The sequence below is a fragment of the Nocardioides immobilis genome (assembly GCF_003515065.1).
GTDB lineage: Bacteria > Actinomycetota > Actinomycetes > Propionibacteriales > Nocardioidaceae > Nocardioides > Nocardioides immobilis.
The window spans coordinates 421,810-446,035 of the sequence record NZ_QXGH01000009.1; the positions used below are offsets into that span (position 1 = coordinate 421,810).

General features: G+C 71.6%; 22 protein-coding genes. 4 read left to right on the top strand and 18 right to left on the bottom strand.

Going from position 1 to position 24,226, the window contains the following annotated elements; all coding sequences use genetic code 11:
* Nucleotides 1–3: 3 nt before the first annotated feature.
* The 12 genes from D0Z08_RS02940 to D0Z08_RS02995 all read right to left on the bottom strand — a co-directional run bounded on the left by D0Z08_RS02940 (nucleotide 4) and on the right by D0Z08_RS02995 (nucleotide 14,875).
* Nucleotides 4–1,299, bottom strand: coding sequence for a thymidine phosphorylase (locus D0Z08_RS02940; RefSeq protein ID WP_118922426.1), 1,296 nt, complete (start codon nucleotides 1,297–1,299; stop codon nucleotides 4–6).
* Nucleotides 1,296–2,468: a cytochrome P450 gene (locus D0Z08_RS02945; protein WP_118922428.1), complete on the bottom strand. Its 1,173-nt coding sequence runs from the start codon at nucleotides 2,466–2,468 to the stop codon at nucleotides 1,296–1,298. The genes D0Z08_RS02940 and D0Z08_RS02945 overlap by 4 nt, the downstream gene beginning before the upstream one ends.
* Nucleotides 2,440–2,832, bottom strand: a complete 393-nt coding sequence (locus tag D0Z08_RS02950) for a cytidine deaminase (protein WP_118922430.1) — start codon at nucleotides 2,830–2,832, stop codon at nucleotides 2,440–2,442. The genes D0Z08_RS02945 and D0Z08_RS02950 overlap by 29 nt, the downstream gene beginning before the upstream one ends.
* A gap of 5 nt (nucleotides 2,833–2,837) precedes the next feature.
* On the bottom strand, nucleotides 2,838–4,139 hold the full coding sequence (locus tag D0Z08_RS02955) for an ABC transporter permease (protein ID WP_118922432.1): 1,302 nt from the start codon (nucleotides 4,137–4,139) through the stop codon (nucleotides 2,838–2,840).
* A complete protein-coding gene (locus tag D0Z08_RS02960) occupies nucleotides 4,136–5,251 on the bottom strand; it encodes an ABC transporter permease (RefSeq protein WP_118922434.1) in 1,116 nt (371 codons plus the stop codon). Before D0Z08_RS02960 ends, D0Z08_RS02955 begins: the two co-directional genes overlap by 4 nt.
* Nucleotides 5,248–6,798, bottom strand: coding sequence for an ABC transporter ATP-binding protein (locus D0Z08_RS02965; protein ID WP_118922436.1), 1,551 nt, complete (start codon nucleotides 6,796–6,798; stop codon nucleotides 5,248–5,250). The genes D0Z08_RS02960 and D0Z08_RS02965 overlap by 4 nt, the downstream gene beginning before the upstream one ends.
* Before the next feature lie 137 nt (nucleotides 6,799–6,935).
* Nucleotides 6,936–8,012: a BMP family lipoprotein gene (locus tag D0Z08_RS02970; protein WP_118922438.1), complete on the bottom strand. Its 1,077-nt coding sequence runs from the start codon at nucleotides 8,010–8,012 to the stop codon at nucleotides 6,936–6,938.
* A gap of 109 nt (nucleotides 8,013–8,121) precedes the next feature.
* Entirely contained in the window at nucleotides 8,122–9,345 is a 1,224-nt protein-coding gene (locus tag D0Z08_RS02975) for an amidohydrolase (protein WP_118922440.1), read from the bottom strand.
* A 20-nt stretch (nucleotides 9,346–9,365) separates the two neighbouring features.
* Nucleotides 9,366–10,358, bottom strand: coding sequence for a methylmalonyl Co-A mutase-associated GTPase MeaB (gene meaB, locus D0Z08_RS02980; protein WP_118922442.1), 993 nt, complete (start codon nucleotides 10,356–10,358; stop codon nucleotides 9,366–9,368).
* Between the two features lie 4 nt (nucleotides 10,359–10,362).
* On the bottom strand, nucleotides 10,363–12,540 hold the full coding sequence (gene scpA / locus D0Z08_RS02985; RefSeq protein ID WP_118922444.1) for a methylmalonyl-CoA mutase: 2,178 nt from the start codon (nucleotides 12,538–12,540) through the stop codon (nucleotides 10,363–10,365).
* Entirely contained in the window at nucleotides 12,537–14,321 is a 1,785-nt protein-coding gene (locus tag D0Z08_RS02990) for a methylmalonyl-CoA mutase family protein (RefSeq protein WP_118922446.1), read from the bottom strand. Before D0Z08_RS02990 ends, scpA begins: the two co-directional genes overlap by 4 nt.
* A gap of 185 nt (nucleotides 14,322–14,506) precedes the next feature.
* A complete protein-coding gene (locus tag D0Z08_RS02995) occupies nucleotides 14,507–14,875 on the bottom strand; it encodes a VOC family protein (protein ID WP_118922448.1) in 369 nt (122 codons plus the stop codon).
* 144 nt (nucleotides 14,876–15,019) lie between these two features.
* Here D0Z08_RS02995 and D0Z08_RS03000 point away from each other — a divergent pair, with 144 nt between their 5' ends.
* The 3 genes from D0Z08_RS03000 (at nucleotide 15,020) to D0Z08_RS33340 (ending at nucleotide 17,324) form a co-directional block, all read left to right on the top strand.
* A complete protein-coding gene (locus tag D0Z08_RS03000; protein WP_118922449.1) occupies nucleotides 15,020–16,072 on the top strand; it encodes a glycosyltransferase in 1,053 nt (350 codons plus the stop codon).
* Between the two features lie 653 nt (nucleotides 16,073–16,725).
* Complete coding sequence (locus tag D0Z08_RS03005) at nucleotides 16,726–17,199, top strand: hypothetical protein (protein WP_118922451.1); 474 nt, start codon at nucleotides 16,726–16,728, stop codon at nucleotides 17,197–17,199.
* Nucleotides 17,196–17,324, top strand: coding sequence for a hypothetical protein (locus D0Z08_RS33340; RefSeq protein WP_281271701.1), 129 nt, complete (start codon nucleotides 17,196–17,198; stop codon nucleotides 17,322–17,324). Before D0Z08_RS03005 ends, D0Z08_RS33340 begins: the two co-directional genes overlap by 4 nt.
* Before the next feature lie 5 nt (nucleotides 17,325–17,329).
* On the opposite strand, the gene D0Z08_RS03010 is transcribed toward D0Z08_RS33340, so the two are convergent.
* From D0Z08_RS03010 to D0Z08_RS03030, 5 genes are all read right to left on the bottom strand, one after another.
* Nucleotides 17,330–17,713, bottom strand: a complete 384-nt coding sequence (locus tag D0Z08_RS03010; protein WP_147381300.1) for a hypothetical protein — start codon at nucleotides 17,711–17,713, stop codon at nucleotides 17,330–17,332.
* A gap of 90 nt (nucleotides 17,714–17,803) precedes the next feature.
* On the bottom strand, nucleotides 17,804–20,641 hold the full coding sequence (locus tag D0Z08_RS03015; protein WP_118922455.1) for a helix-turn-helix transcriptional regulator: 2,838 nt from the start codon (nucleotides 20,639–20,641) through the stop codon (nucleotides 17,804–17,806).
* Between the two features lie 41 nt (nucleotides 20,642–20,682).
* Complete coding sequence (locus D0Z08_RS03020) at nucleotides 20,683–20,883, bottom strand: hypothetical protein (protein ID WP_118922457.1); 201 nt, start codon at nucleotides 20,881–20,883, stop codon at nucleotides 20,683–20,685.
* An 88-nt stretch (nucleotides 20,884–20,971) separates the two neighbouring features.
* A complete protein-coding gene (locus D0Z08_RS03025; protein WP_281271702.1) occupies nucleotides 20,972–21,637 on the bottom strand; it encodes a response regulator in 666 nt (221 codons plus the stop codon).
* On the bottom strand, nucleotides 21,634–22,809 hold the full coding sequence (locus D0Z08_RS03030; RefSeq protein WP_147381301.1) for a sensor histidine kinase: 1,176 nt from the start codon (nucleotides 22,807–22,809) through the stop codon (nucleotides 21,634–21,636). Before D0Z08_RS03030 ends, D0Z08_RS03025 begins: the two co-directional genes overlap by 4 nt.
* Nucleotides 22,810–22,941: 132 nt before the next feature.
* Here D0Z08_RS03030 and D0Z08_RS03035 point away from each other — a divergent pair, with 132 nt between their 5' ends.
* Nucleotides 22,942–23,436 carry a hypothetical protein gene (locus tag D0Z08_RS03035; protein ID WP_118922461.1) on the top strand — a complete coding sequence of 165 codons (495 nt, stop codon included), beginning with the start codon at nucleotides 22,942–22,944 and terminating at the stop codon, nucleotides 23,434–23,436.
* 6 nt (nucleotides 23,437–23,442) lie between these two features.
* Here the strand turns inward: D0Z08_RS03035 and D0Z08_RS03040 are convergent, their stop codons facing one another.
* Nucleotides 23,443–24,225 carry a succinate dehydrogenase/fumarate reductase iron-sulfur subunit gene (locus tag D0Z08_RS03040; protein ID WP_118922463.1) on the bottom strand — a complete coding sequence of 261 codons (783 nt, stop codon included), beginning with the start codon at nucleotides 24,223–24,225 and terminating at the stop codon, nucleotides 23,443–23,445.
* Nucleotide 24,226 lies beyond the last annotated feature (1 nt).

The window sequence follows — 24,226 nt, forward strand, 5'->3', positions numbered from 1 at the left end:
CGGTCAGCCGACGCGGTCGATGACCAGCGGCCGGGCGTCGTACGGCGTCCCGGGCGGATCGACCCGGTAGCCACCCTCGAGCGCGGCCAGTGCGCGGTCGAAGCGCTCCGGCGTGTCGCTCAGGAGCGTGAGCAGGGGCTGGCCGGCGGTGACGTTGTCACCCGGCCGGGCGTGCCAGACGACGCCCGCGCCGGCCTGGACCGGGTCCTCCTTGCGCTCCCGCCCGGCCCCGAGCCGCCACGCGGCAACACCGACGGCGAGGGCGTCCAGCCGGGTGAGCACACCATCGGCGTCGGCCGTCACGACGTGCGACTCCCGTGCGGTGGGCAGCGGAGCGTCGGGGTCGCCCCCTTGGGCGCGGATCATCGCCTTCCACACGTCCATCGCCGAACCGTCGGCGAGCTTGTCGGCCGGGTCGACGTCGGTGACCCCGGCGCCGGCGAGCATCTCCCTGGCCAGCGCGAGCGTCAGCTCGACGACGTCGGCGGGACCGCCGCCGGCGAGGACCTCGACCGACTCGGTGACCTCGATCGCGTTGCCGGCGGTGCGGCCCAGCGGCACGTCCATGTCGGTCAGGAGTGCCACCGTGCGGACACCGGCGTCGGTGCCGAGCGCGACCATCACCTCGGCGAGCTCGCGCGCCCGTGCGGCGTCCTTCATGAAGGCACCGCTGCCGACCTTGACGTCGAGCACCAGCGCGCCGGTGCCCTCGGCGATCTTCTTGCTCATGATCGACGACGCGATCAGCGGGATCGCCTCGACGGTGCCGGTCACGTCGCGCAGCGCGTACAGCTTGCGGTCGGCCGGGGCGAGACCGTCGCCGGCCGCGCAGATCACGGCGCCGACCGACTCCAGCTGGGCGACCATCTCCTCGTTGGAGAGCGTCGCGCGCCAGCCCGGGATCGACTCCAGCTTGTCGAGGGTGCCGCCGGTGTGGCCCAGTCCGCGGCCGGAGAGCTGGGGTACGGCGACGCCGCAGGCGGCCACGAGGGGCGCCAGCGGGAGGGTGATCTTGTCCCCCACGCCACCGGTGGAGTGCTTGTCCGCCGTGGCGCGCGACAGTCCGGAGAAGTCCATCCGCTCCCCCGACGCGATCATGGCTGCCGTCCAGTCGGCGATCTCGCGGCGGTCCATGCCGTTGAGCAGGATCGCCATCGCGAGCGCCGACATCTGCTCGTCAGCGACCACGCCCTTGGTGTAGGCGTCGACGACCCACTCGATCTGGCTGCGGCTCAGGGAGGCGCCGTCGCGCTTGCTGCTGATGACCTCGACGGCATCGTGGGGGGATCCGCGCGTCATGACGTGAACCCTAAGCCGCCACCGACGGGGACCGACGTGAACCCCCGCAACACGAACGTGCCGCGGCTGACCGGCTCGTTGCGCAGTCCGAGGTCGGGAAAACGCTCGAAGAGCAGTCCCACCGACTCGACCAGCTCCATCCGGGCCAGCGGGGCGCCGAGGCAGAAGTGCACACCGACACCGAAGGCGACGTGGTTGTTGGGGGTGCGGTCCGGACGGAACTCGGCCGGCTGGTCGAAGACCGCCGGGTCGCGGTTGGCCGAGCCGAGCAGCACCGCGACCTTGTCGCCCGGCTCGAGCGTGAGGTCAGCGATCTCCACGGGCTCGGTGGCCGTGCGCTCGAAGAGCTGGAGCGCCGAGTCGAAGCGCAACATCTCCTCCACCGTCGCGGCGACGTCGTCGGCCGGGCGCAGCCCACGGCGGAGCATCGCGGTCAGACCGTTGCCGAAGACGTTGACCGAAGCCTCGTGGCCGGCGTTGAGCAGCAGGACGACGGCGGCGACCTGCTCGTCCTCGGTGAGCTCGGTCGCGGCGAGATCGCTGATCAGGTCGTCCCGGGGGGCGTTACGCCGCTCCGCGATCAGCTCGCGGACCAGCCCGGCGAACTCCGCCGCCGCGGCCACCGCAGCGTCGACGACACCGGGTCCGGGCGGCACCTCGTACATCCGCACGATCGCCTGCGACCAGTCGCGCAGGGACGACGCGTAGGAGCGGGGCACCCCGAGCAGGTCGGCGATCACGAGCACGGGCAGCGGTTCGGCGAAGTCACCGACGACGTCGAAGCCCGCGGGGTCGACCTCGTCGAGCAGCCCGTCGGCCAGCTCCCGCACTCGCGGCCTCAGCCGCTCGACGTGCCCGCGCGCGAAGGCGCGCGCCACCGGGCGCCGCAGCCGGGTGTGCTCGGGTGGCTCGTTCTCCATCATCTGGTTGCGGTGGAGCAGGTTGAAGGGCTCGAGGTAGTCGGCCGGCTGCTTGTCAGCCCAGATGCGTCCCAGCCTCCGGTCGCGCTGGACGGCGCTGACTGTGGCGTGGTCGAACACGAGGTACATACCGGTGGGCTCGTGCCAGGCCACGGGGTGCCGGGACCGCTCCTCGTCGAAGAACGGGTAGGGGTCGGCGATGACCTCCGCCGACGTCAGGTCAAGCGAGGTCGTCGGGACCGAACGCATCGGGCAGCACCTCGCTCATCGGCCGGACCCCGGACACTGTCATCACCAGCAGGTCGGGCCCGCCGTTCTCGTGGAGCAGCTGGCGACACCGTCCGCAGGGCATCAGCACCTCCTCCTCGCCGTTGACGCACACGAAGTGCGTGAGCCGACCGCCGCCGGTGATGTGGAGCTGGCTCACCAGGCCGCACTCGGCGCACAGGGCGACGCCGTACGCCGCGTTCTCGACGTTGCAGCCGACGACGACCCGGCCGTCGTCGACGCGCGCGGCGGCGCCGACCGGGAACGAGGAGTACGGCGCGTACGCGTGCCCCATCGCGGCGACCGCCTCGGCCTGGAGTGCGGCCCAGTCGAACTCGTCGTCCATCCGGCTCAGCCCACGCTGCCCTTGCGATAGATCTGGCCGTCGGCCTTGGGCATTCGTAGTCGTTGCGCCGCGAACGCGAGGATGAGCAACGTCGCGAGGTAGGGCGTCATGCTGGTGAGGTCGCGCGGCACGCTGTCGGTCAGCAGGTACCACAACAGGAACACGATGCCCGCGACCAGCAGCCCGACCTGGCCGAACAAGCTGCGGCGGCCGAGCGCCGTGGTCGTGCGGGACGCCTTGAAGACCCGCCACGCGCCCAGCACCAGCAACCAGAACGCCACGAACAGCAGCAGCGCGTGGATGGTGTCGGGATCACGGAGCCGGAGGCTGTCGGTGTAGCCGAACATCCCGGAGCCGACCAGCACGCCCCCCGGTCGCCAGTTGCCGAAGATCATCGCCGCCAGGCCGATGTAGCCGCGCCCGTTCGTCTGGTTGGTGTTGAAGCCCGGTGAGGACACGAGCGCCAGGTAGGCGCCGCCGAGGCCGGCGAACCCGCCGGAGATGAGGACGGCGACGTACTTGTGCAGCAGCACGCCGACGCCGAGACTCTCGGCTGCCTGCGGGTTCTCGCCGCAGGACCGCAGCCGCAGCCCGAACCGGGTGCGCCACAGGATGTAGGCCGTCGCCAGCAACAGCACGAAGACGCCGATCGTGACCACCGAGATGTTCGTCGTCACCACCGCAACGAAGCTGGCCAGGTCCGACACCACGAACCACTGCTTGTCGGCGAGGTCGTTCGCAGCGTCGCTGATCCCGGGCACGGTGAAGGACGCCGGCTTGTCGAGGCCGGTCAGCTGCTGCGGCCCACCCCGCCCGTGCTCGGAGTTCAGGTCGGCGAAGAACGCCTCCGCCAAGAACGTCGTCAGCCCCAGCGCAATGATGTTGAGCGCAACACCGGACACGATGTGGTCGACGCCGAAGGTGACGGTGGCGACCGCGTGCACCAGACCGCCGACGACGCCGAACAGGATGCCCCCCAGCAGCCCCACGTAGGGGTCGTACCAATAGGTGAAGTACGCCGCTCCCCAGGTGCCGAGGAGCATCTGACCCTCGAGGCCGATGTTCACGACGCCGGCCCGCTCGGCCCACAGGCCACCGAGGGCGGCGAGCAGGATCGGGCAGGTGGCCGTCAGGGCGGCCCGCAGGCTGCCCGGCGAGTCGATCTGGTTGGCGCCGGTCAGCACCCGCACCGCCGAGAGCGAGACGAGGACGGCGGCGACGATCAGCAGGACGCGGGCGGTACCGGTCACCCGGAAGCGGCTCGTGGGCTCGGCCGGGCGCTTCGCCTCGGTGGTCGTCGCGCTCATGTCGCGGCTCCTTCCTCGAGGCGACCGGTCCGCTGCAGCGCCTTACGGATGCTGCGCTGCTCCTGGGCGACCCCGAACCGGCGGACGACCTCGTAGGCGGCGACGACCGCGAGGACGACGACACCTTGGGTGACCTGGACGATCGACGGTGAGATGTCGGCGAACAGCTGGAGCGGGTTGGCCTGCACGCTCAACCAGGCGAACAGCAGCGCGCCGACCGCGACGCCGATCGGGCGGTTGCGGCCGAGCAGCGCGACCGCGAGCCCGGTGAAGCCGAGGTTCGACTGGAACGGGGTGCCGTAGTAGTAGCCGTCGCCGAAGAACGCCGGCAGCCAGATCAGGCCGGCGACCCCTCCGGAGAGCAGCATCGCGACCACGACCATCTTCTTGATGCCGACACCGGACGCGACCGCGGCCTCGTCATTGCTGCCGGTCGCCCGCAGGTCGAACCCGAAGCGCGTGCGGTTGATCACCACCGCGAGCACCACGCCCACGACGATCGCGACGAACGACAGGGTCCAGACCCGGCCGTCAGCCTGCGCGAAGTACCCGAAGAACGAGAAGCCGTCGAGCCTGCTCGACTCGGGAATCGGTGTCGTCCGTCGGCCCTGGCCGGCCGAGTCGCCGTACTGGTTCAGCAGCCAGCCGACGAGGGTGAGCGCGATCGCGTTGAGCATGATCGTCGAGATCACCTCGCTGACTCCGCGGGTGACCTTCAGTACGCCGGCGATCCCCGCCCAGACCGCACCGACGACCATCGCGACCACGACCGCGGCCGCGACGTTTAGCTTGCCGGGGAGGAGTGCGGCACCGGCGACGACCGCGGCGCAGTACGACGCCAGCAGGTACTGCCCCTCGATGCCGATGTTGAACAGGTTCATCCGGAACGCGATCGCCGCGGCCATCCCGGCGAGGAAGAGCATCGACGTCTGGTTGAGGATGTTGACCCAGCTGCGCTTGCTCGGCGGCTCGAGCATGACCTCCCAGAACTCGGAGACCGAGCTCCCGGCCACCGACACGATCACGCTGGTGACCACCACCGCGAACGCGAGAGCGATCAGCGGGGCGAGGACCGCCTGCCCGACCTTCAGCACCACGGTGCCGGCGTTCACGAGCGATCACCTCGTCCGCCGGTCATCGCCGAGCCGAGCTGCTGCGGGGTGACCGTCGAGGGGTCGAACTCGCCCACCAGCTCACCCCGCAGGATCACCTGGATCCGGTCGGAGAGGCCGATCAGCTCGTCGAGGTCCGCGGAGATCAGCAGCACCGCCAGGCCCTCCCTGCGCGCGTTCTTGATGTGCTCCCAGATCGCCGCCTGGGCGCCGACGTCGACACCGCGCGTCGGGTGGGCGGCGATCACCAGGATCGGGTCACCGCTCATCTCCCTGCCGACGATCAGCTTCTGCTGGTTGCCGCCGGACAGCGCCCGGGCGTGGGTGTTGATCGAGGGGGTGCGGACGTCATAGGCCTCGACGATCCGGGACGTCTCCGCCTTCGCGGCTCGTCGCCGGAGGAACCCGCGGCGGTTGAGGGCAGGGCTCGTCTGGTGACCGAGGAGCCGGTTCTCCCACAGCGGCGCGTCCAGGACGAGTGCGTGCCGGTGCCGGTCCTCGGGGATGAATCCGATCCCCGCCTCGCGTCGTCGCCGGGTCGGCCAGCGAGTGAGGTCCTGGTCGGCCAGGCTCACGGTGCCGACGGTCGCCTTGCGGATCCCCATGATCGTCTCGACCAGCTCGGCCTGCCCGTTGCCCTCGACCCCGGCGACGCCGAGGACCTCGCCGCGGTGGATGGCCAGGTCGATGTCGCGCAGCAGGTACCGGCCACCGTCGTCGACCAGCGAGACGCCGGCCAGCTCGAGCATCCGGGTCGTGGTCACCGTCGACTCCTCCGTCTCCGGGGAGGGCAGCTCGGCGCCGACCATCATCTCGGCGAGCTGATGCTTGGTGGCGGTCTTCGGGTCGGCCTCGCCGACGGTCTCGCCGCGACGCATCACCGTGATGTCGTCGGCGATGGCGAGGACCTCGTCGAGCTTGTGCGAGATGAACAGGATGGTGCGACCGCTGTCGCGCAGCTCGCGGAGGTTCGCGAACAGCGCGTCGACCTCCTGCGGCACGAGCACCGCGGTCGGCTCGTCGAGGATGATGGTCCTGGCGCCGCGGTAGAGCACCTTGAGGATCTCCACCCGCTGCCGCTGCCCGACCCCCAGCTTCTCGAGGAGCTGGTCCGGGTCGAGGTCGAACCCGAAGTCGTCGGAGATCCGGCGGATCTCCTCTCTGGCCCGGTCGCCGATCCCGAACCGGCCCTCGGCGCCGAGGACGACGTTCTCCAGGACGGTGAGGTTGTCGGCCAGCATGAAGTGCTGGAACACCATGCCGATCCCGGTCTTGATCGCGTCGGTCGGCGAGTGGAAGCTGACCGGCTTGTCGTCGACCAGGATCTGGCCCTCGTCGGGCTTTTGCACGCCGTACAGGATCTTCATCAGCGTCGACTTGCCTGCGCCGTTCTCGCCGATCAGCGCATGCACCGTTCCGGGCCGGATGGTCAGGTTGACGTCGTGGTTGGCCACGACGCCGGGGAACCGCTTGGTCACCCCGACCACGGAGATCCCGCCGCCACCGGGGGGCGCCGCTCCCGGCGCGGTCTCGACCTCGGTTGTCATGATCCCTCCTCGATCCCCACTCCGCGCGACCAGAATCAGCCGCGAAGCCCGGGTCCAGACCAGAGGCTGGACCCGGGCCTCGCTGAGCTACCCGTCACCCTAGGGGTGTCGGGACCGGCAGTGTGCTCGGCCGATCACTACGGCGCGGTCGGAACCTGGATCTCGCCGCTGATGATCTGGTCGGCGTACTCGTCGATGTCGGTGGTGATGTCATCGATGAACCCGCCCGAGGTGGAGTAGCCGACGCCGTCCTGCGACAGGTCGTAGACCACGTAGCTGGTGAGCGGCTCCCCGTCGACCACGGACTCGACCATGTTGAACGTCGCCACGTCGACGCGCTTGAGCATCGAGGTGAGGATGTGCTCCTGCTGGTCCGCGGGAGCGGTCAGGTACTGGTCGGAGTCGACGCCGATGGCCCACGCGTCGGCCGTGGCCGCTGCCTCGAAGACGCCCGAGCCCGACGCGCCGGAGGCGTGGTAGACGATGTCCGCGCCACCCTCGTAGAGGGCCGTGGCCGCCTGGTTGCCGCCCTCGGGGTCGTTGAACCCAGCGAGGTCGCTCTCCTCGATGTAGTTCACCGCGACCTTGATATCGGGGTTCACGGCCGTCGCGCCTGCCACGAATCCGGCCTCGAACTTCTTGATCAGGTCGTTGTGGACACCACCGACGAAGCCGAGCTGGTCGGTCTCGGTCTTCAGTGCCGCTGCGACGCCGACCAGGAAGGAACCCTGCTCCTCGGCGAAGCCCAGGTAGGCGACGTTGTCGTTGGGCTCTGTGTCGGGGTCGAAGCCGTCGATCACGGCGAAGCTGATGTCCGGGAAGTCCGGCGCGACCGCGTTGACCGACTCGCTGTAGGCGAAGCCCACACCGATGATCGGGTTGAGGCCCTGGTCGGCCATGTTACGGAGACGATCCTCGCGAGCCGACTCGGCCTCGCCGTCGGTCGCCTCACCCTCGACACAGGTGGCGTCGTACTCCTCGACGGCGTTCTCCAGGCCCGCGTACGCCGAGTCGTTGAACGACTGGTCGCCGCGACCGCCCACGTCGTAGGCCAGGCCGATCGCCGGCCCGTCCCCGTCGGCCGACTCGCAGACGCTCGCGTTGGCGTCGGCGCCGTTCTCGTTGTCGTCGCCGTCGTCGTCGTTCTTGCCACAACCGGTCAGGGCGAGGGCCGCGATGACACCCACCGCAGCGAATCGAGCCGTTCTCTTCACGGCATCCTCCTGGGATTGATACTCGTCAGGCCCCACGGCGGGGCATCCCGTGCACCCTAACGGCGAGTTTCCGCCGCGGGGTGGGTTGCAACGAAAGTTTCTGAGGTTGTTATCGAGCGGTGATGAGCGTCCGCGCCGCGACTGCCGCCAGCACCCGGGCTCCGATCGCGACCGACTGCTCGTCGATCCGGAGGTCGCCCTGGTGGAGGTCGTACGTCGCGCCCCCGGGCGTGCGCGTCCCGAGCCGGAACATCGCGCCCGGCACGTCCGAGAGATACCACCCGAAGTCCTCGCCTCCGAGGCTCTGCGGCACGTCGGTGCGGTGGTGGATGCCGAGCACGGCGTCGACCGCGTTGTTGATGATCCGTGCGCTGACCGGGTCGTTGACCACGGGCGGCACGCCCTGGAGGTAGTCGACCGCCGCGGTGACGCCGTACGGCCGGACGATGTCGATCACGGCCTCGCGGACCACGGCCTCCACGCCGGCCCAGGCGACGGAGTCGAGGATCCGGACGGTGCCGGCCGCGATGCCCTGGTCCGGGATGACGTTGGGGGCAGCGCCGGCACGGAGCATGCCCCACACCACGCTGACACCGGCGCGGGGATCCATCCGGCGGCTCAGGACCGCGGGCAGCTCGCTGGTGATCTTCGCGAGGGCGAAGGTGAGGTCGCCGGTGAGGTGCGGACGGGAGGTGTGGCCGCCGGTGCCCTCGAGGCGGACCTCGATCCGGTCGGCGGCGCTGGTGATCGGCCCGGTGCGGACGCCGATCGTGCCGACGTCGACCGCGGGCTCGGCGTGCAGCGCGAAGATCCGCTCCACGTCCTCGAGGACACCGTGGTTGATCAGGTGGACGGCACCGCCCGGCATGACTTCCTCGGCGGGCTGGAAGAGCAGCCGGACCCGGCCGGGGAGCATGCCGCGGCCGTGCACCTCGGCGAGTGCCTGCGCGGCGCCGATGAGGGCGGCCGTGTGCACGTCGTGCCCGCACGCGTGGGCGACGCCCGGCACCTTGCTGGTCCACGGGTCCTTGGTCAGGTCGTGGACCGGCAGCGCGTCGAGGTCGGCCCGGAGCGCGATCACCCGGTCGCCCTCGCCGATCTCGGCGATCGCGCCGCTGCGCTGCGAGGGAGTCACCCGCCAGCCGGCCAGCTCGAGCAGCTCGACCACGCGGTCCGTCGTACGCCGCTCCTCCCAGGAGAGCTCCGGGTGCCGGTGCAGGTCACGACGCAGGTCCACCAGGTCGTCCACGTGCTTCTCGACGACGTGGTTGATCACGCGCTCGACCTGGTCAGGGCTCGGGTCGGCGGCGGTCGGATCGGAAGAGATGGACATCGAGATGAGCCTAGCCGTGATCAGTCGCGGTCGTAGGCCTCGAGGATCCGGTCGGCGGCCAGGGGCGCGGTGAGCTCGCCGGCGCGGACGGCCGCCCGGACCTCGGCCTGGATCGCCTTCACCCCGGCGGAGTGACGCAGCCGCTGGTCGAGCTCGTCGCGGACCAGCGCCCAGGTGAAGTCGAGCTGCTGCTCGGCGCGCTTCTTGGCCAGCCCGTCCTCGCCGAGGTGACCGCGGTGGTTCAGGACCTGCTGCCACACGTCCTCGACGCCGACGTCGTTGAGGCCGGAGCAGGTGACGACGGGGACCGTCCACCCGCCGCCGTCGCCATGGCCGCGGACCAGCCGGAGCGCGCCGGCGAGCTCGCGCGCCGCTCCCCTGGCCTCCTGCTCGCGATCGCCGTCGGCCTTGTTGACGGCGATGACGTCGGCGATCTCGAGGATGCCCTTCTTGATGCCCTGGAGCTGGTCGCCGGTGCGGGCGAGGGTGAGGAAGAGGAAGGTGTCGACCATGCCCGCCACGGTCACCTCCGACTGACCGACGCCGACGGTCTCGACGAGGATCACGTCGTACCCCGCAGCCTCCAGCACCGCCATCGCCTGCGTGGTCGCCCGGGCGACACCGCCGAGGGTGCCGGCCGACGGCGACGGCCGGATGTAGGCGTCGGGGTCGGCGGAGAGCCGCGACATCCGCGTCTTGTCCCCCAGCACGGAGCCGCCGGTGCGGACGCTGGACGGGTCGACCGCCAGTACGCCGACCCGGTGGCCGTCGGCCGTCAGCCGGCTGCCGAGCGCCTCGATGAACGTCGACTTGCCGACACCGGGGACGCCCGAGATGCCGACCCGCACCGCGTCACCGTGCGGGAGCTCGGTCATCAGGTCGCGGGCCTGCTCGCGGTGCTTCGGGCTGGTCGACTCGACCAGCGTGATCGCACGTGAGACCTGGGCGCGACGGCCCTCACGGATGCCTTCGAGGAGCGCCGCTACCCGGTCGTCGGGTGGTGGGGGCGACACCGGGTCAGTGGTCGAGCTGGTCGCGGAGCTTGGCGAGCAGGTCGAGCGCCGACTCGGCGATGACCGTGCCGGGCAGGAACACCGCGGCAGCACCCATCTCCTTGAGGGTCGGTACGTCGTCGGGCGGGATCACGCCACCGATGGAGACCATGATGTCCTCGCGGCCGTGCTCGGCCAGCGCCTGCTTCAGCGCGGGGAGCAGGGCGAGATGTCCGGCCGCGAGCGACGAGACACCGACGATGTGCACGTCGGCGTCGATCGCCTGCTGGGCGACCTCCTCGGGCGTCGAGAACAGCGGGCCCACGTCGACGTCGAAGCCCATGTCGGCGAAGGCCGACACGACGACCTTCTGACCGCGGTCGTGGCCGTCCTGGCCCATCTTCGCGACCAGGATCCGGGGGCGGCGGCCCTCGGCCTCCGCGAACTCGTCGGTCGCGGCGCGCACCTGGGCGACCAGCGAGTCACCCGCTCCGTCGTTGGCCAGGCCGGCCTCGTCGCGATACACGCCGGAGATGGTACGGATCACGGCCTGGTGGCGCCCGTAGACCTTCTCCAGGGCGTCCGAGATCTCGCCGACGGTGGCCTTGTCACGGGCGGCGGCGACGGCGAGCTCGAGCAGGTTGCCGTCGCCGGACTCGGCGCTGCGGGTGAGCGCCTCGAGCGCGGCGTCGACGTCGGCCTGGTCGCGCTCGGCCCGCAGCCGCTCCAGCTTGGCGATCTGCTGGCGGTAGACCTCGTCGTTGTCGACCCGAAGCACGTCGAGCTTGTCCTCGACCGGCAGCCGGAACGTGTTGACGCCGATCACCTTCTGCGCGCCGGAGTCGATCCGGGCCTGGGTGCGGGCTGCGGCCTCCTCGATGCGCATCTTCGGGATGCCCTGCTCGATCGCGGCGGCCATGCCACCCGCGGCCTCGGCCTCCTCGATGTGGGCCCACGCCCGCTCGGCGAGGTCATGGGTCAGCTTCTCGACGTAGTAGGAGCCGGCCCAGGGGTCGATCGTGTACGTCGTACCGCTCTCCTGCTGCAGGAGCAGCTGGGTGTTGCGCGCGATCCGCGCCGAGAAGTCGGTCGGCAGCGCGATCGCCTCGTCGAGGGCGTTGGTGTGCAGCGACTGGGTGTGCCCCTGGGTCGCGGCCATCGCCTCGATGCAGGTGCGACCGACGTTGTTGAAGACGTCCTGGGCGGTGAGGCTCCAGCCGGAGGTCTGGCTGTGCGTGCGCAGGCTCAGGCTCTTGGGGTTCTGCGGGTCGAACTGGCGGACCAGCCGGCTCCACAGCGCCCGGGCCGCGCGCATCTTGGCGACCTCCATGTAGAAGTTCATGCCGATCGCCCAGAAGAACGACAGCCGCGGCGCGAACTGGTCGATGGTGAGGCCGCTGTCGAGGCCCGCGCGGATGTACTCGACACCGTCCGCCAGCGTGTACGCGAGCTCGAGGTCGGCGGTCGCACCGGCCTCCTGCATGTGGTAGCCGGAGATCGAGATCGAGTTGAACCGCGGCATCCGCTGGCTGGTGAACGCGAAGATGTCGGAGATGATCCGCATCGACGGCGCCGGCGGGTAGATGTAGGTGTTGCGGACCATGAACTCCTTGAGGATGTCGTTCTGGATGGTCCCCGAGAGCTGCTCCGGCTTCACCCCCTGCTCCTCGGCCGCGGCGATGTAGAGCGCGAGCACCGGGAGCACCGCGCCGTTCATCGTCATCGAGACGCTCATCTGGTCCAGCGGGATGCCGTCGAAGAGCGTCCGGGTGTCGTAGATCGAGTCGATCGCCACGCCCGCCATGCCGACGTCGCCGCGCACCCGCGGGTGGTCGGAGTCGTAGCCGCGGTGCGTGGCGAGGTCGAACGCGACGCTCAGGCCCTTCTGGCCGGCCGCGAGGTTGCGTCGGTAGAACGCGTTGGACTCCTCTGCGGTGGAGAAGCCGGCGTACTGCCGGATCGTCCACGGCTGGGTCGTGTACATCGTCGGGTACGGGCCCCGGAGGAACGGGCTCAGTCCCGGCCACGTGTCGAGGGAGCCGTCCTCGGCCAGGCCTGCGACATCGGAGGCGTCGTACGACGGCTTGATCTCGATGCCCTCGGGGCTGTGCCACGCGTCCGCCGGGCTTGTCGAGGCGCTGCTCGCCTCGACAGGCTCGGCGGGCGTCAGCGGGAGCCCGGCGAAACTCTTCGGGATCGTCACGACAGCTTCTCCCTAGTACTGGTCAGGAACGCCAGGGCGTCGACGCCCATCGCAGCGGCGTCGTCGACCTCCGCGTCGACGGCGTCCGGCTTGCCGGCGATGATCACGTGCTGGGCGCCGGCAGCGCGGAGCGCCTCGACAGCAGCGGCGCCCCACTCGGCGTACGCCGCGTCGGTCCCTGCGAGGCACACGACCGGCTGCCCGTCGTACTTCGCGAGCAGCTCGTCGACACCCGAGGTCGGCCCGGCCACCTCGACCGCGATGCCGCCGGCGGCGAACAGGTTGGTGGCGAACGTGGCGCGAGCGGTGTGCTGGGCGATGGTGCCGAGCGTGGCCAGGAACACGGGCGTGGCGGCCGGCTCGTCGCGCAGCGCCTCGAACGACGCTCCGTAGCGGGCGGTCCGGTCGTTGAGCGGGTCGGGCTCACGGGCGGGGAGCTGCTCGGCGAGGTTGGGGAACTCGGTGACGCCGGTCAGCGGGCGGGTACGGCGGGCGACCTGCCGCTCGCGCTCGGCCACCGTCGCGGCGATCCGCTGGCGGAACTCCGTCAGGTCGCGACCGGCCTCCCACTCCTCCTCGAGCTGCTGGAAGGCGGTCCAGGCTGCGGCAGCGAGGTCGGCGGTGAGCTGCTCGACGGCGTACGCGCCACCGGCGGGATCGGCGACGACGGCCACGTGGGACTCGTCGATGAGCAGGTGGCTGACATTGCGCGCGATCCGGCGGCCGAACAGCTCGGGCTGGCCGAGCGCGGAGTCGAACGGCAGCACGGTCACCGCGTCGGCGCCGCCGACGCCGGCGGCGAAGGCCGCGACGGTGCCGCGGAGCATGTTGACGTAGGGGTCGTACTTGCTAAGCATCGGCCGGCTCGTCACCGCGTGCTGCCGCTGCTCGACGACGACGTCCTCCGCCAGCCCCGAGTGCTGCAGCACGCTGGCCCAGAGCTGGCGGGCGGCGCGCAGCTTGGCGATGGTCGGGAACTGCTCGTCCGCGGCGGCGTAGCGGAACTCGATCAGGTTCGCGGCGTCGACGAGGTCGAGGCCGTGGTCGGTGAGCCAGCGCAGGTAGGCGACGCCGGCCGAGATCGACCAGGCGAGCTCCTGGACGTCGCTGGCGCCGAGGTCGTGGGCGGCGGTCGCGTCGACGACGATCGCCCGCACGCCGGCCCCCTTGGCCTGCACGGCCAGGTCGCGGAGCTCACCGATCGCCTCCTCGACCGCGAGCGGCAGGTCGCGCAGCATCGCGCCGAGGGGGTCGGCACCGAGGTTGCTGTCGGGGTGCAGGGCGACGCCGCGCTCGGCGGCGTACGCCAGCAGCGCCCGCGCCGCCTCGGTCGGCACGGTGGGGGCGTCGAGCACGACGGGGGCGAGGTCGAGCAGCACGCCGTCCAGCACCGCGGACAGGTCGGTCGTCTCGTCGACGGCGACCCAGAGGCTGGTGACCCCGCCGTCGAGGTCGACCAGCGCCTCCTCGTTGGCGAGCTTGGCGTCGGGGTTCGAGACCAGGGCGCGGATGTCCCAGGCACCGGCGCGGCGGGGACGCACCGACGGCTCGGGGCCGCCGGCCACACCGAGCGGGGAGATCGCGATGCCGTCGAGGGTGGTGTGGGTCAGCCGGTCCCAGACAGCCGCGTCCGGGTCCTCGTCGGTCAGCTTGCGAGCCTTGCGGAGGACGGCGGCGGTCGCGGCCTCCCACTCCTCGCGGCTGTGCCGGTCCTCGGGCTGCGCGAGCGCGAGCGGGGTCGCGGCTGCGTCGGCGGAGGCGCCTTCGGCGACGTCAGTCATAGAGCGCACCCTACGAACCGCCGTGAGGCCGTCGCTACAAGGTGTGAGGTTTGAGACGCCCGGCATGCGGACGTACCTGTGACAGTCCTTCGCACCAACCCGTCGCGTTCGGCGACCGCACCGCCCGTTCGAGGAGCACGCGGGCGACTGGTCGCCGCACACCCTCGGCGTGGAGCCGGACTCGCTCAGCTCCACTTAGGCAGCTGCTGGAGCGACCAGCGGTTGCCGTCGGGGTCGGCGAAGTACACGAAACGGGCCCACGGCTGCTCGTCGACCGGGCTGGCCTCGATCCCCCGCTCGGTGAGGTCCGCGTGCGCCGCGTCGGCGTCGGCCACCACGGCCTGCAGGTTGTCGAGCGAGCCCGGCGCCATCGTCGTGAGGCCCTTCCCGACCGCGATCGAGCACGCCGACCCCGGTGGGGTCAGCTGGACGAACCGCACCTCGTCGCTGACGGTGTGGTCGTGGTCGACCACGAACCCCGCCCGCTCGTAGAACTCCTTCGCCCGATCGACGTCGCTCACGGGGACTGCCACCAGCTCCAGCTTGATCTCCATGTCCGCCACGCTAGGCGCCGGCACCGACAAGGGCACCTTGGTTTTCGAGGCTCGCTGGGCTCGCACCTCAACCAGCGGCAGCCGTTCACCGGGGATCCACCGCTGGATCGGCAACCGGCAAGGTCGGCCGCCCACGCTGGGGTCATGAGGATCGCACTGGTGACGGAGAGCTTCTATCCCGCGGTCGACAGCACGACGACCACGCTCAAGGCCACGGCCGACCGCCTGGTCGACCTCGGCCACACGGTCCGGATCATCGCGCCGGGGCCGGGGCTCTCGTCGTACCGCGGCTGCGACGTCGTCCGCGTCCGCCCGCTCGAGCCCACCGGTGCGCAGACCCGGGCGGCCCTCGATGCGTTCGAGCCCGATCTGGTGCACGCGGCCTCGCCGCGGTTCGTCGGCCGCAAGGCGCTCAAGCACGCGCGTCGCACCGGCGTAGCGACGCTGGTCGTCGAGCAGTCGCCGATCCACGACCTCGCCGCGGACTACTGGCGCGCGAAGGTCGCCGACCGGGCCGACACCCTGCTGGTCACCGCACCCTGGATGATCGGCCGCGCCGCCGAGCTGGGAGCCGAGGCGCGGCTCTGGCAGCCCGGCGTCGACCCGCTCGCGTTCGCCCCCACGCTCCGCGACCCGTGGCTGCACGACTCGTGGTCACGCGCCCGGGCGAAGGACGGCGGCCAGGTGGTCGTCGGGTACGTCGGCGGCCTCCACAAGCGCAACGGAGTACGGCGCCTCGCCGAGCTCGCCCAGGTCGACGGCATCCGGCTGGTGGTGATCGGCGACGGCCCCGAGCGCGAGTGGCTCGCCAAGCGGCTGCCGGCTGCCCGGTTCACCGGCCCGCTCCAGACCGGCGACCTGACCGTCGCGCTGCCCACCCTCGACGTGCTGGTCCACACCGGCGAGCACGAGACCGACTGCCACGCGCTGCGCGAGGCCGGGGCCTCGGGCGTCCCGTCGGTGGCGCCGCGCTCGGGCGGCGCCGCCGACGTGGTGCGCCACCTCGAGACCGGCCTCCTCTACGACCCGGCCGACCCGCGCGACCTGCGTCGCGCGGTCGCGGCCGTCGCCGCGGACCGGCACCGGCACCTGATGGGTGCCGCCGCGCGCGAGCACGCCGTTCGCCGTACCTGGATCGACGCAGTCGACGACCTGGTCGGCTCCTTCTACCCCGCTCCGGCCGCAGCCGTCAGCTGACACTGACCTTCTGGGCCGGCCGCGGAGCGAGGTTGAGCTTGCCGGCGCTGTCCTCGACGATCAGCGTGACGCCGTAACCACCGGCGGCGACCGACCTGGAGTACGACCAGCTCGTGCTGGCTGCTCCGGGGTCTTTCGGTCAAGCCTCCCGGGGGAATGCGCCACGGCGTCGCGGCGGAGGATCGGGGAGTTGTCTACCGTGTCACCCGTGGGGAGATGGATGCTGTCCAGCATCGGGGCGATGGCGTGCGTCCTGGCACTCACGGCGTGCTCGTCCGGCGAAACCCCTCCGTCCGAGCCGACCGCCGACCCCGACGACGACTCGGCGTTCAAGCCCGCTCTGGCCGGGCTGGTCGTGACCGAGCCGCCGGCGCTCGCCACCGTCCCCTACGCACGGTTCGGGACGATCAACACGACCTGGGCGGAGGTCGAGCCCCGGAAGGGCGAGTACGACTTCTCCGCCGTCGATGCGACCCTCACCGCCGAACGCGACATCAGGTTCCGGCTGCGGATCCGGGCCGGGAACGCCGCCCCTGACTGGCTAGGACGAGGCCGGCGGCTGCGTCCCCGTCGATCCCTCGACCGACAACGGCGGATCCGGGTGCACGGTCCGGTTCTGGCAGCCGCCGTTCCTCGAGCGGTTCGCGCTGCTCATGCAGGAGGTCGCCCGTCGCTACGAGGACGACTGGCAGGTCGTCGACGTCGCCAACGGCGCGTGCTCGACGGCGTACGCCGAGCCGTTCATCCTGGGCGTCGACGGTCCGTCACTGGCCCGGCTCGCGGAGGCCGGTCTGACCACGCCGAAGCACCGGGCCGGCATCGTGCGATCGACCGAGGCGATGACGTCGAGCTTCACCCGGACCCGCGTCTCGATCTCCGGGCACGGTGCCTGGGAGTTCGTCGACGGCAGGTCCTGGGAGGCCGAGCGCGCCCTCCTCAACCAGCTGCGCGAGCGCTATCCGGACCGGCTCGTCCTCGAGGACCACGGCCTCGGCCCCGACGACGAGGTCTGCCCGGCCCGGGCGAGCCGTCGGCGACCGCCAGCAGCTGGCACTGCTACCTGGCCGGCCTGCCCGCCGCCGAGACGCCCCACGGTTGGCAGCTCACGCTTAACGACGGCTCGATGAGCGACGCGGCGTGGGCCGGCATCGACATGGGCGCGTGCTACCTCGAGTACGCCGCGTTCCAGCAGCTGTCCGAGGACGAGCGCCGGCAGGTGCACGACGCCCTGGTCGGCAACTGCCCTGGGTGACGTCGCTACGCCGTACGACGGCGGAAGCTGAAGGCCGCGATGGCGAGACCAGCGACCAGGCCGTCGACGGCAGCTCCTGCCGCCGCCCGCCGGACCTGGGTGTCCGAACCGCCACGTGTCAGGTCCCGACCCTGCATGGTGAGCGGCAGGACGACCCGCCGCTCAGCGCGCGCCTCCTCCTGGAGCGCGACCCGCTCCTGGACCGTCAGCCGGTGGACCTGGGCGGCCTCGCGCTCCGCGACCAGCTCCGCGCGGGCCGGGGACTCCGCCGGCGTCGCGGCGATGGCGTGCTCGATGGCCTCCGCGCGCTGGGCCACGAACCTGAGCTGGACGGCCAGCGCGTCGGCGAGCTGGCCGACGAAGTCGTGGAACGAGTCGGTCGCGGTCACCCGACGATGGTGCGCCATCGGGGCGGTACGCCGCTTGATCGTGCTTGCGCGCCGAGCTGCGTCCTCTTCTGTCGCGGTCACACCCAGCGCCTAGACGAGCCCTGCCCTGCGGGCGACGGCCGCGGCTTCAGTCCGGTTGCTGGCGCCGAGCTTGGCGATGATCCGCGAGACGTGGACGCTCGCGGTCTTCGGCGACATGAACAGCTCCGTCGCGATCTGCTCGTTGGTCCGGCCCTCGGCGAGCAGGGCGAGGACCTCGCGCTCGCGGCCGGTCAGGGACCCGGCCTTGCCCGGCTCCTCGACGGACCGGCTGCCGAGCCGGTGCCTGACGAGGAACTCCTCTGCCGCTGCGGCCAGGGGGGCGGCGCCGAGGTCGCGCGCCACCGCGAGAGAAGCCTCGGCAAGGCCGCGGGCGGCGTCCCGGTCGCCCTCGGCCAGCGCCGCCTCGGCGAGGCACAGCCGGGCGGAGGCGACGTCGTACGGGTGGCCGACGGTCTCCCAGGCCTCGACCGCTTCGACGAACAGCGCGCGGCTCGGCTCGCCGCGGAAGCGGGCCTGCTGCGCGGCCAGCTCCGCGGTCCAGGCGCGGCTGACCGGTCCTCGCCGGTGGAGCAGGTCGGCGACCTCGGAGACCCGCGCGAGGTGCGCCTCCGCCCGCGGCCGGTCCGCGGCGTCCCGTCGTCGTACGGCGGCGTCGGCCTCGATGCGGATCGCCCGGAGCACCGCGGGCCACAGCTCGTTCGTGGCCACCGGATGCGAGGCGTCCCAGACGGGCTCGAGGGTGCGTCGCATCGCCTCGAGGTCGCCCGCGCACCCGTGATGCCACGCGACCGTCTCAGTGATCCAGTCGACGTCCGGCGCCATCGGCGGGGACTCCGACGTGAGGGCCGTCCATCGTTCGGCGTCGGAGAGCCGGCCGGTGCGCAACAGCTCCAGCTCGGCGAGGTAGACGTCCGAGCAGTGCGGTCCCGCGCCCCAGTAGGGCTTCGCCGAGCGGACCAGGTCCTCCGCCCGAGCCCACTGGCCTGTGCTGATCCACACGTAGCAGGCGTTCTCCGCGATGTGGTCGAACGGGACTCCCAAGGAGTAGGGATCGGACACCCGGGACATGGCCCGCGCGATCACCGCCTCGGCGTCGTCGTACCGACCGAGCTGGGCGAGGGACCAGATCTGGTTGCCGTCCGCCGTCCACAGCTGGAAGACGCTCACGTCCTCGACCCGGGCCAGCACCGCCTCGAGCCGCGCCACGCTCGCCTCCGCCTCCCCGCGTGCGAACATCCGGAAGCTGTGGAGCTTCGCGCAGATCAGCTCCGAGTGGGAGTCGCCCACGGCGCGGGCGAACTCCTCCATCTCGACGAGGATCGCGTCCCCCCGAGGATCGGAGACATCCGTGAACCCGGTGGCCAACATCAGTGCCGTCTGGGCCAGCAGGTCGGGGAGAGCCGCACGGAGCATCTCTTCGTGCTCGTCGAGGAACGCGCCACTCCACGCCGCCGGTTCGAAGGACTTGCCGTACCGCGTCCCGTGGCGCCAGACACGGCACGCCACTCGTTCGATCTCGTCGATCGCGTTCGCCTCGACCTGCTCGAGGCATCGGATCGTGCGGGTGCCCGACGACACCGAGAGCCGGAGGATGAAGGCCACGACGACGTGATGATCGACCCCGACCTCCTCGAGCACGTGACCCGCTTTCGGCCACAGCTCGAGCATCCGCGCCCAGAGCTCGAGCTCCTCGGTCCCGGATCCCGTCCTCCGGGCGGCGTCTGCGGCGGCCGCGGCCGCCAGCGCCGACTTCTCCGCGTCCCCCGCCTCGTGCCAGTGGTGGGCGGTCGCGAGCAGCGCGGGATCGGGCGCGATCAGCGTGGGGTGCGACTCGATTGCCTCCGCCCAGCGGCGGTGCCACGCCCGGCGGGCCGCCGGAGGGACCGCCCGGTCGGCAGCGTCACGCAGCAGCGCGTGCCGGAAGCGGCAGCCGTCACGGGAGGTCGTCTCCTCGAGGATCCCGACCCGGATCGCCGCCATCAGCGCCTCGTCGAGCTCCTCCGGCGCGAGACCGACGACTGCGTCCAGCAACGGCCACTGCAGGTGGCCGTCCCCGACGGCGGCGGCCTCCAGCCGGCGCGCCGACCCGGACAGCGAGCCGAGACGAGCCTCCGCCACCGCCGCCGCAGTGCTGAGCTCCGGCCGCCCCCGGGCGGCGGCGAGCTCTTCCACGACGAACGGGACGCCGTCGCCGATCTCGACGATGCGCTGCGCGACCCCACGAGGAAGTGGCTCGTCGACGAGATCTGCGAGCTGGCGCTGGACGTCGTGCGTCGTCAGCCGGCCGAGGGAGATCCGCCGGGCGGCCGGGAGTCGCGCCAGGTCTTCCAAGTACGACGCCGCGCCCTCGTCGCGCTCCCCCGCCACCGTGCGCGCGGTCACCACGACCGCCAGCTGCCCGTGCGCCCGACGGGCCAGGATGCTCACGACGTCCCGGGTCGCGGGATCCGCCCATTGGACGTCCTCGACGACCCAGCAGACGAGCTCGTGGGCGGAGAGCCGCTCCAGGAGCGCGACCACGCCGGTGAGCAACCGGGCGCGATCGGTCGACACCTCGCCCCTCCCGCCCGGCAGGAGCGGGCGCAGCTGATCCCGCTCCTGGGCGGTCAGGCTGTCGGGCCGCTGGCGCAGGAGATCGCCGAGTGCGTCGGAGACGACCCCGAACGGCAGCTCACCCGAGGTGAGGCCGACCCCGTGCCCGACCACGACCAAGGCGTCGTCGAGGGTGGCGACGAGCTCCTGCACCAACCGGCTCTTGCCGATCCCGGCCTCCCCGGTCACGATCGCGAGCTGCGGCCGGCCCTGGCGGGCCCCGTCGACGACCTCGAGCAGCGTCGCGAGGTCGGCATCGCGGCCGACCATGACCTGGCTGCGGATCCGCGCCATGCCGGGATCTTCCCACGCGCGGGCCGACCGCGCACCGGCATTCACTGCTGCAGCAGGGCCGCCGCGGGCGGGAGCGACACCGGCGCCGGCGTCGCGACGGCGAGGGCCGCGCGGCGCTGGCGACGGGCCTCCCGCCGTGCCAGCCGGAACACCCGGGTGGTCCGCGCCGCCCGCGCCGCGGAGCGGATGTCGGCCTGGCGCTGGCGCGCCAGCTCCGACTGGAAGTAGGGATCGCTGAACATGGTGGCCTCCTCGGTGCCGATCGAACGGCTCCGACGCTCGCGCTAAGCCGCGCCGGCGGCATCGGGAGGACGCCTTATCTTTCGCGCCTCACCCGGGCGTCACCAGACCCGTCTCGTAGGCCACCACGACTGCCTGCACGCGGTCGCGGACCCTCAACTTGGTCAGGATCCGTGCCACATGTGTCTTCACCGTGTTCTCGGTGACGAAGATCTGCTGACCGATCTCGGCGTTCGACAGCCCGCGGGCGATCAGCCGCAGCACCTCGGTCTCGCGCTCGGTCAGTCCCGGCAGGCCGGCCGGCGCACGGGGCCGTCGACGCGCGAACTCCTCGATGAGGCGCCGGGTCACGCTCGGCGCGAACAGCGAGCCGCCGTCGGCGACGACCCGGATCGCCGTCACGAGCCGTTCCTCGGGTGCGTCCTTGAGCAGGAAGCCGGACGCGCCCGCCTGGAGCGCGTCGTAGACGACCTCATCCAGGTCGAACGTCGTCAACACCAGGACGCGGGGTCCGCCGTCGAGCGCGGTCACCGCGCGGGTGGCATCGATACCGTCGGTCCCCGGCATGCGCACGTCCATGAGGACCACCTGCGGCCGGCGCTGCTCGCAGACACGAATCGCCTCGGCCCCGTCACGCGCCTCGCCGACCACCTCGATGTCCGGCTCCTCGGCGAGGATCATCCGGAGCCCGGTGCGGACAAGCGGTTGGTCGTCGGCAATGACGACGGTGACGGGTCCGCCCTGCTCCGCGTTCACGAGACCTCCAGGGCGTAGGGAAGTCGGGCACGCACCTCGAACCCACCGTCGGCATGCGGTCCGGCGCTGACCTCGCCGCCCACGACCGCGACCCTTTCGCGGATCCCAATCAGGCCGTGCCCGGACCTCGCGTCCGGAGCACCGGCGCCCTGCCCGGGGCCGCCGCTGTCGCGAATGGTGACCAGCAGGTCCCGGGGCCCGAACGCGAGCCGAACCGCTGCCGACTCCTGCCGCCCGGCGTGCTTGAGGACGTTGGTCAACGCCTCCTGGACGATGCGATAGGCCGACAGGTCGACACCGGGTGGCACCTCGGTCGCCTCGCCGTCCATCGTGAGCTCGACCGACAGGCCCGCTGCCCGCACCTCCGCCACCAGCTGGTCGATCCGGGAGAGGGACGGCAGCGGCTCGCGGCGCCGTTGCTGGTCGTCGCCCGGCTCGGTGTCCCGCAGTACGGCGAGCAGCCGTCGCATGTCGCTCAACGCTGCCGCGTTGGTGCTCTCGATGGCGTCGAGGGCATCGCGCACGGCCGCCTCGTCATGGCCGAGCTTCCGCCGCGCCCCACGGGACTGCAGCACGGTCACGGCGATCGCGTGCGAGACGACGTCATGCAGCTCGCGGGCGATCCGCGACCGCTCCTCGATCACCGCGCGGCGTGCCGCCGCGGCCTGGTCCCGCTCCAGGCGTTGGTTCTCCTCACGGAGCGCGGTCACGTGCTGCTGCCGGAGTCGTACGGCGAGCCCGGCGCCCCACGGCATCGCGGTGACGCTCACGAAGTAGGCAAGGTCTGCCGATCCAGCGCCCGCGATGTCGTCCCACCCGAGCGCCACCCCGGACACGACCGCGACGACCGGCGCGACCCAGGCGGCGACCCCGACCGTCCACCGTCCGAGCGCGTAGTGCGCGACCAGCCAGGTGATCAGCCAGGCCACGCCGCCCTCCTCGTTGAAGGCGTGGTCGATCTCCGCGCTGAGGAGCCAGGCGGACAGGACCGTCAGCGCGCTGATGAAGGCGGCGCGGCGGCGTACCCAGACCACGACGGCGATCAGCGGCGTCAGCGCGAGAAGCGGCAGCGGACGATCCGCGCGGGCGACGACCTCGGCGACGAAGACCAACGCCACCCCGAGGCCCGCCAGGCCTTCGAGGTGGTCGCGGAGGAGGCCGGTCGCACGCATCGCGCTCACGCTAGTCGCGCCGTCGCTGCGCCGGAGTCATTCGCAGGAACGACCCTGGAGTCATCCGGACGGGCGGCGTGGACGCTCCCTGGGCTGATGCGGACGGCCCGGGCTACGGGTCACCGTGGTGCCATGAACAAGACAACCGCATTCCTTGCCGGCGCCGCAGTCCTCGCTGTCGCCGCGACCGGCGCACTCACCGTCCACCCGTCGTCCGTCAGCGCCACCGACGAGCCCGCCGACAGCACCACGCTGACCTTCCGCATCGCACCGCGCGGCGCTGAGGACAAGTACATCGACATCGGCCGCAAGGGTGAGACGGTCGGCGACCGGTTCATCGGCGCCCTCACGCTGCGGGCCGACGGCGCCATCGCCGGCCGGCTCCAGAACGAGTGCGTCGTGCTCGACCGCACGTACGAAGGCCACCTGTGCACGATGGCGATCCTCCTCGACGGCGGGTCGATCACGCTGGCGGGCGGCGGCGTCAACAAGGCGATCCCGAACATCGACGGCCGCGACGGAGACGTCTTCGCCGTCACGGGCGGCACCGGGGACTACCAGGGCGCCGACGGTCAGCTGACCGTGAGCGACGACGGCCGGCGGATCACCATCACGCTGGTCCCCTGAGCCCGGTCAGGTCGCGGTACGGCCGTCGTTGTCCTTGTTGCGCAGCCCGATCTTGTTGCCGAGCCACACCAGCGGGTCGTGCTTCCTGTCGGCGACCCGCTCCTTCATGGGGATGATCGCGTTGTCGGTGATCTTGATGCCTTCCGGGCAGACCTCGGTGCAGCACTTGGTGATGTTGCACAGGCCGATCCCGGCGGCGTCGCGGGCCGTGTCCCGCCGGTCGCGGATGTCGAGCGGGTGCATGTCCAGCTCGGCGTACCGCAGGAAGAACCGGGGACCGGCGAACGCCGGCTTGTTGTCGTCGTGGTCACGGACGACGTGGCAGGTGTCCTGGCAGAGGAAGCACTCGATGCACTTGCGGAACTCCTGGCCGCGCTCCACGTCGACCTGCATCATCCGGCGCTTGCCGTCGGCGTCCCGCGGCCCGAGCTCGACGCCCGGCAGCTCGCGCGCCTTCTCGTAGTTGTACGAGACGTCCGTGACCAGGTCGCGGATGACGGGGAACGCCCGCATCGGCGTGACCGTGATCGTCTCCGCCGGGTCGAAGTCGGAGAGCCGGGTCATGCACAGCAAGCGGGGCTTGCCGTTGATCTCGGCGCTGCACGAGCCGCACTTGCCGGCCTTGCAGTTCCACCGGATCGCCAGGTCCCCGGCCTGCGTCGCCTGCAGCCGGTGCAGTGCGTCGAGCACGACCTCGCCCTCGGACACCTCGACCGCGTAGTCACCGAGCGCGCCGCTGTCCGCGTCACCGCGCCACACCCGCATCTTCAGCTGGTAGCCAGTGCTCATG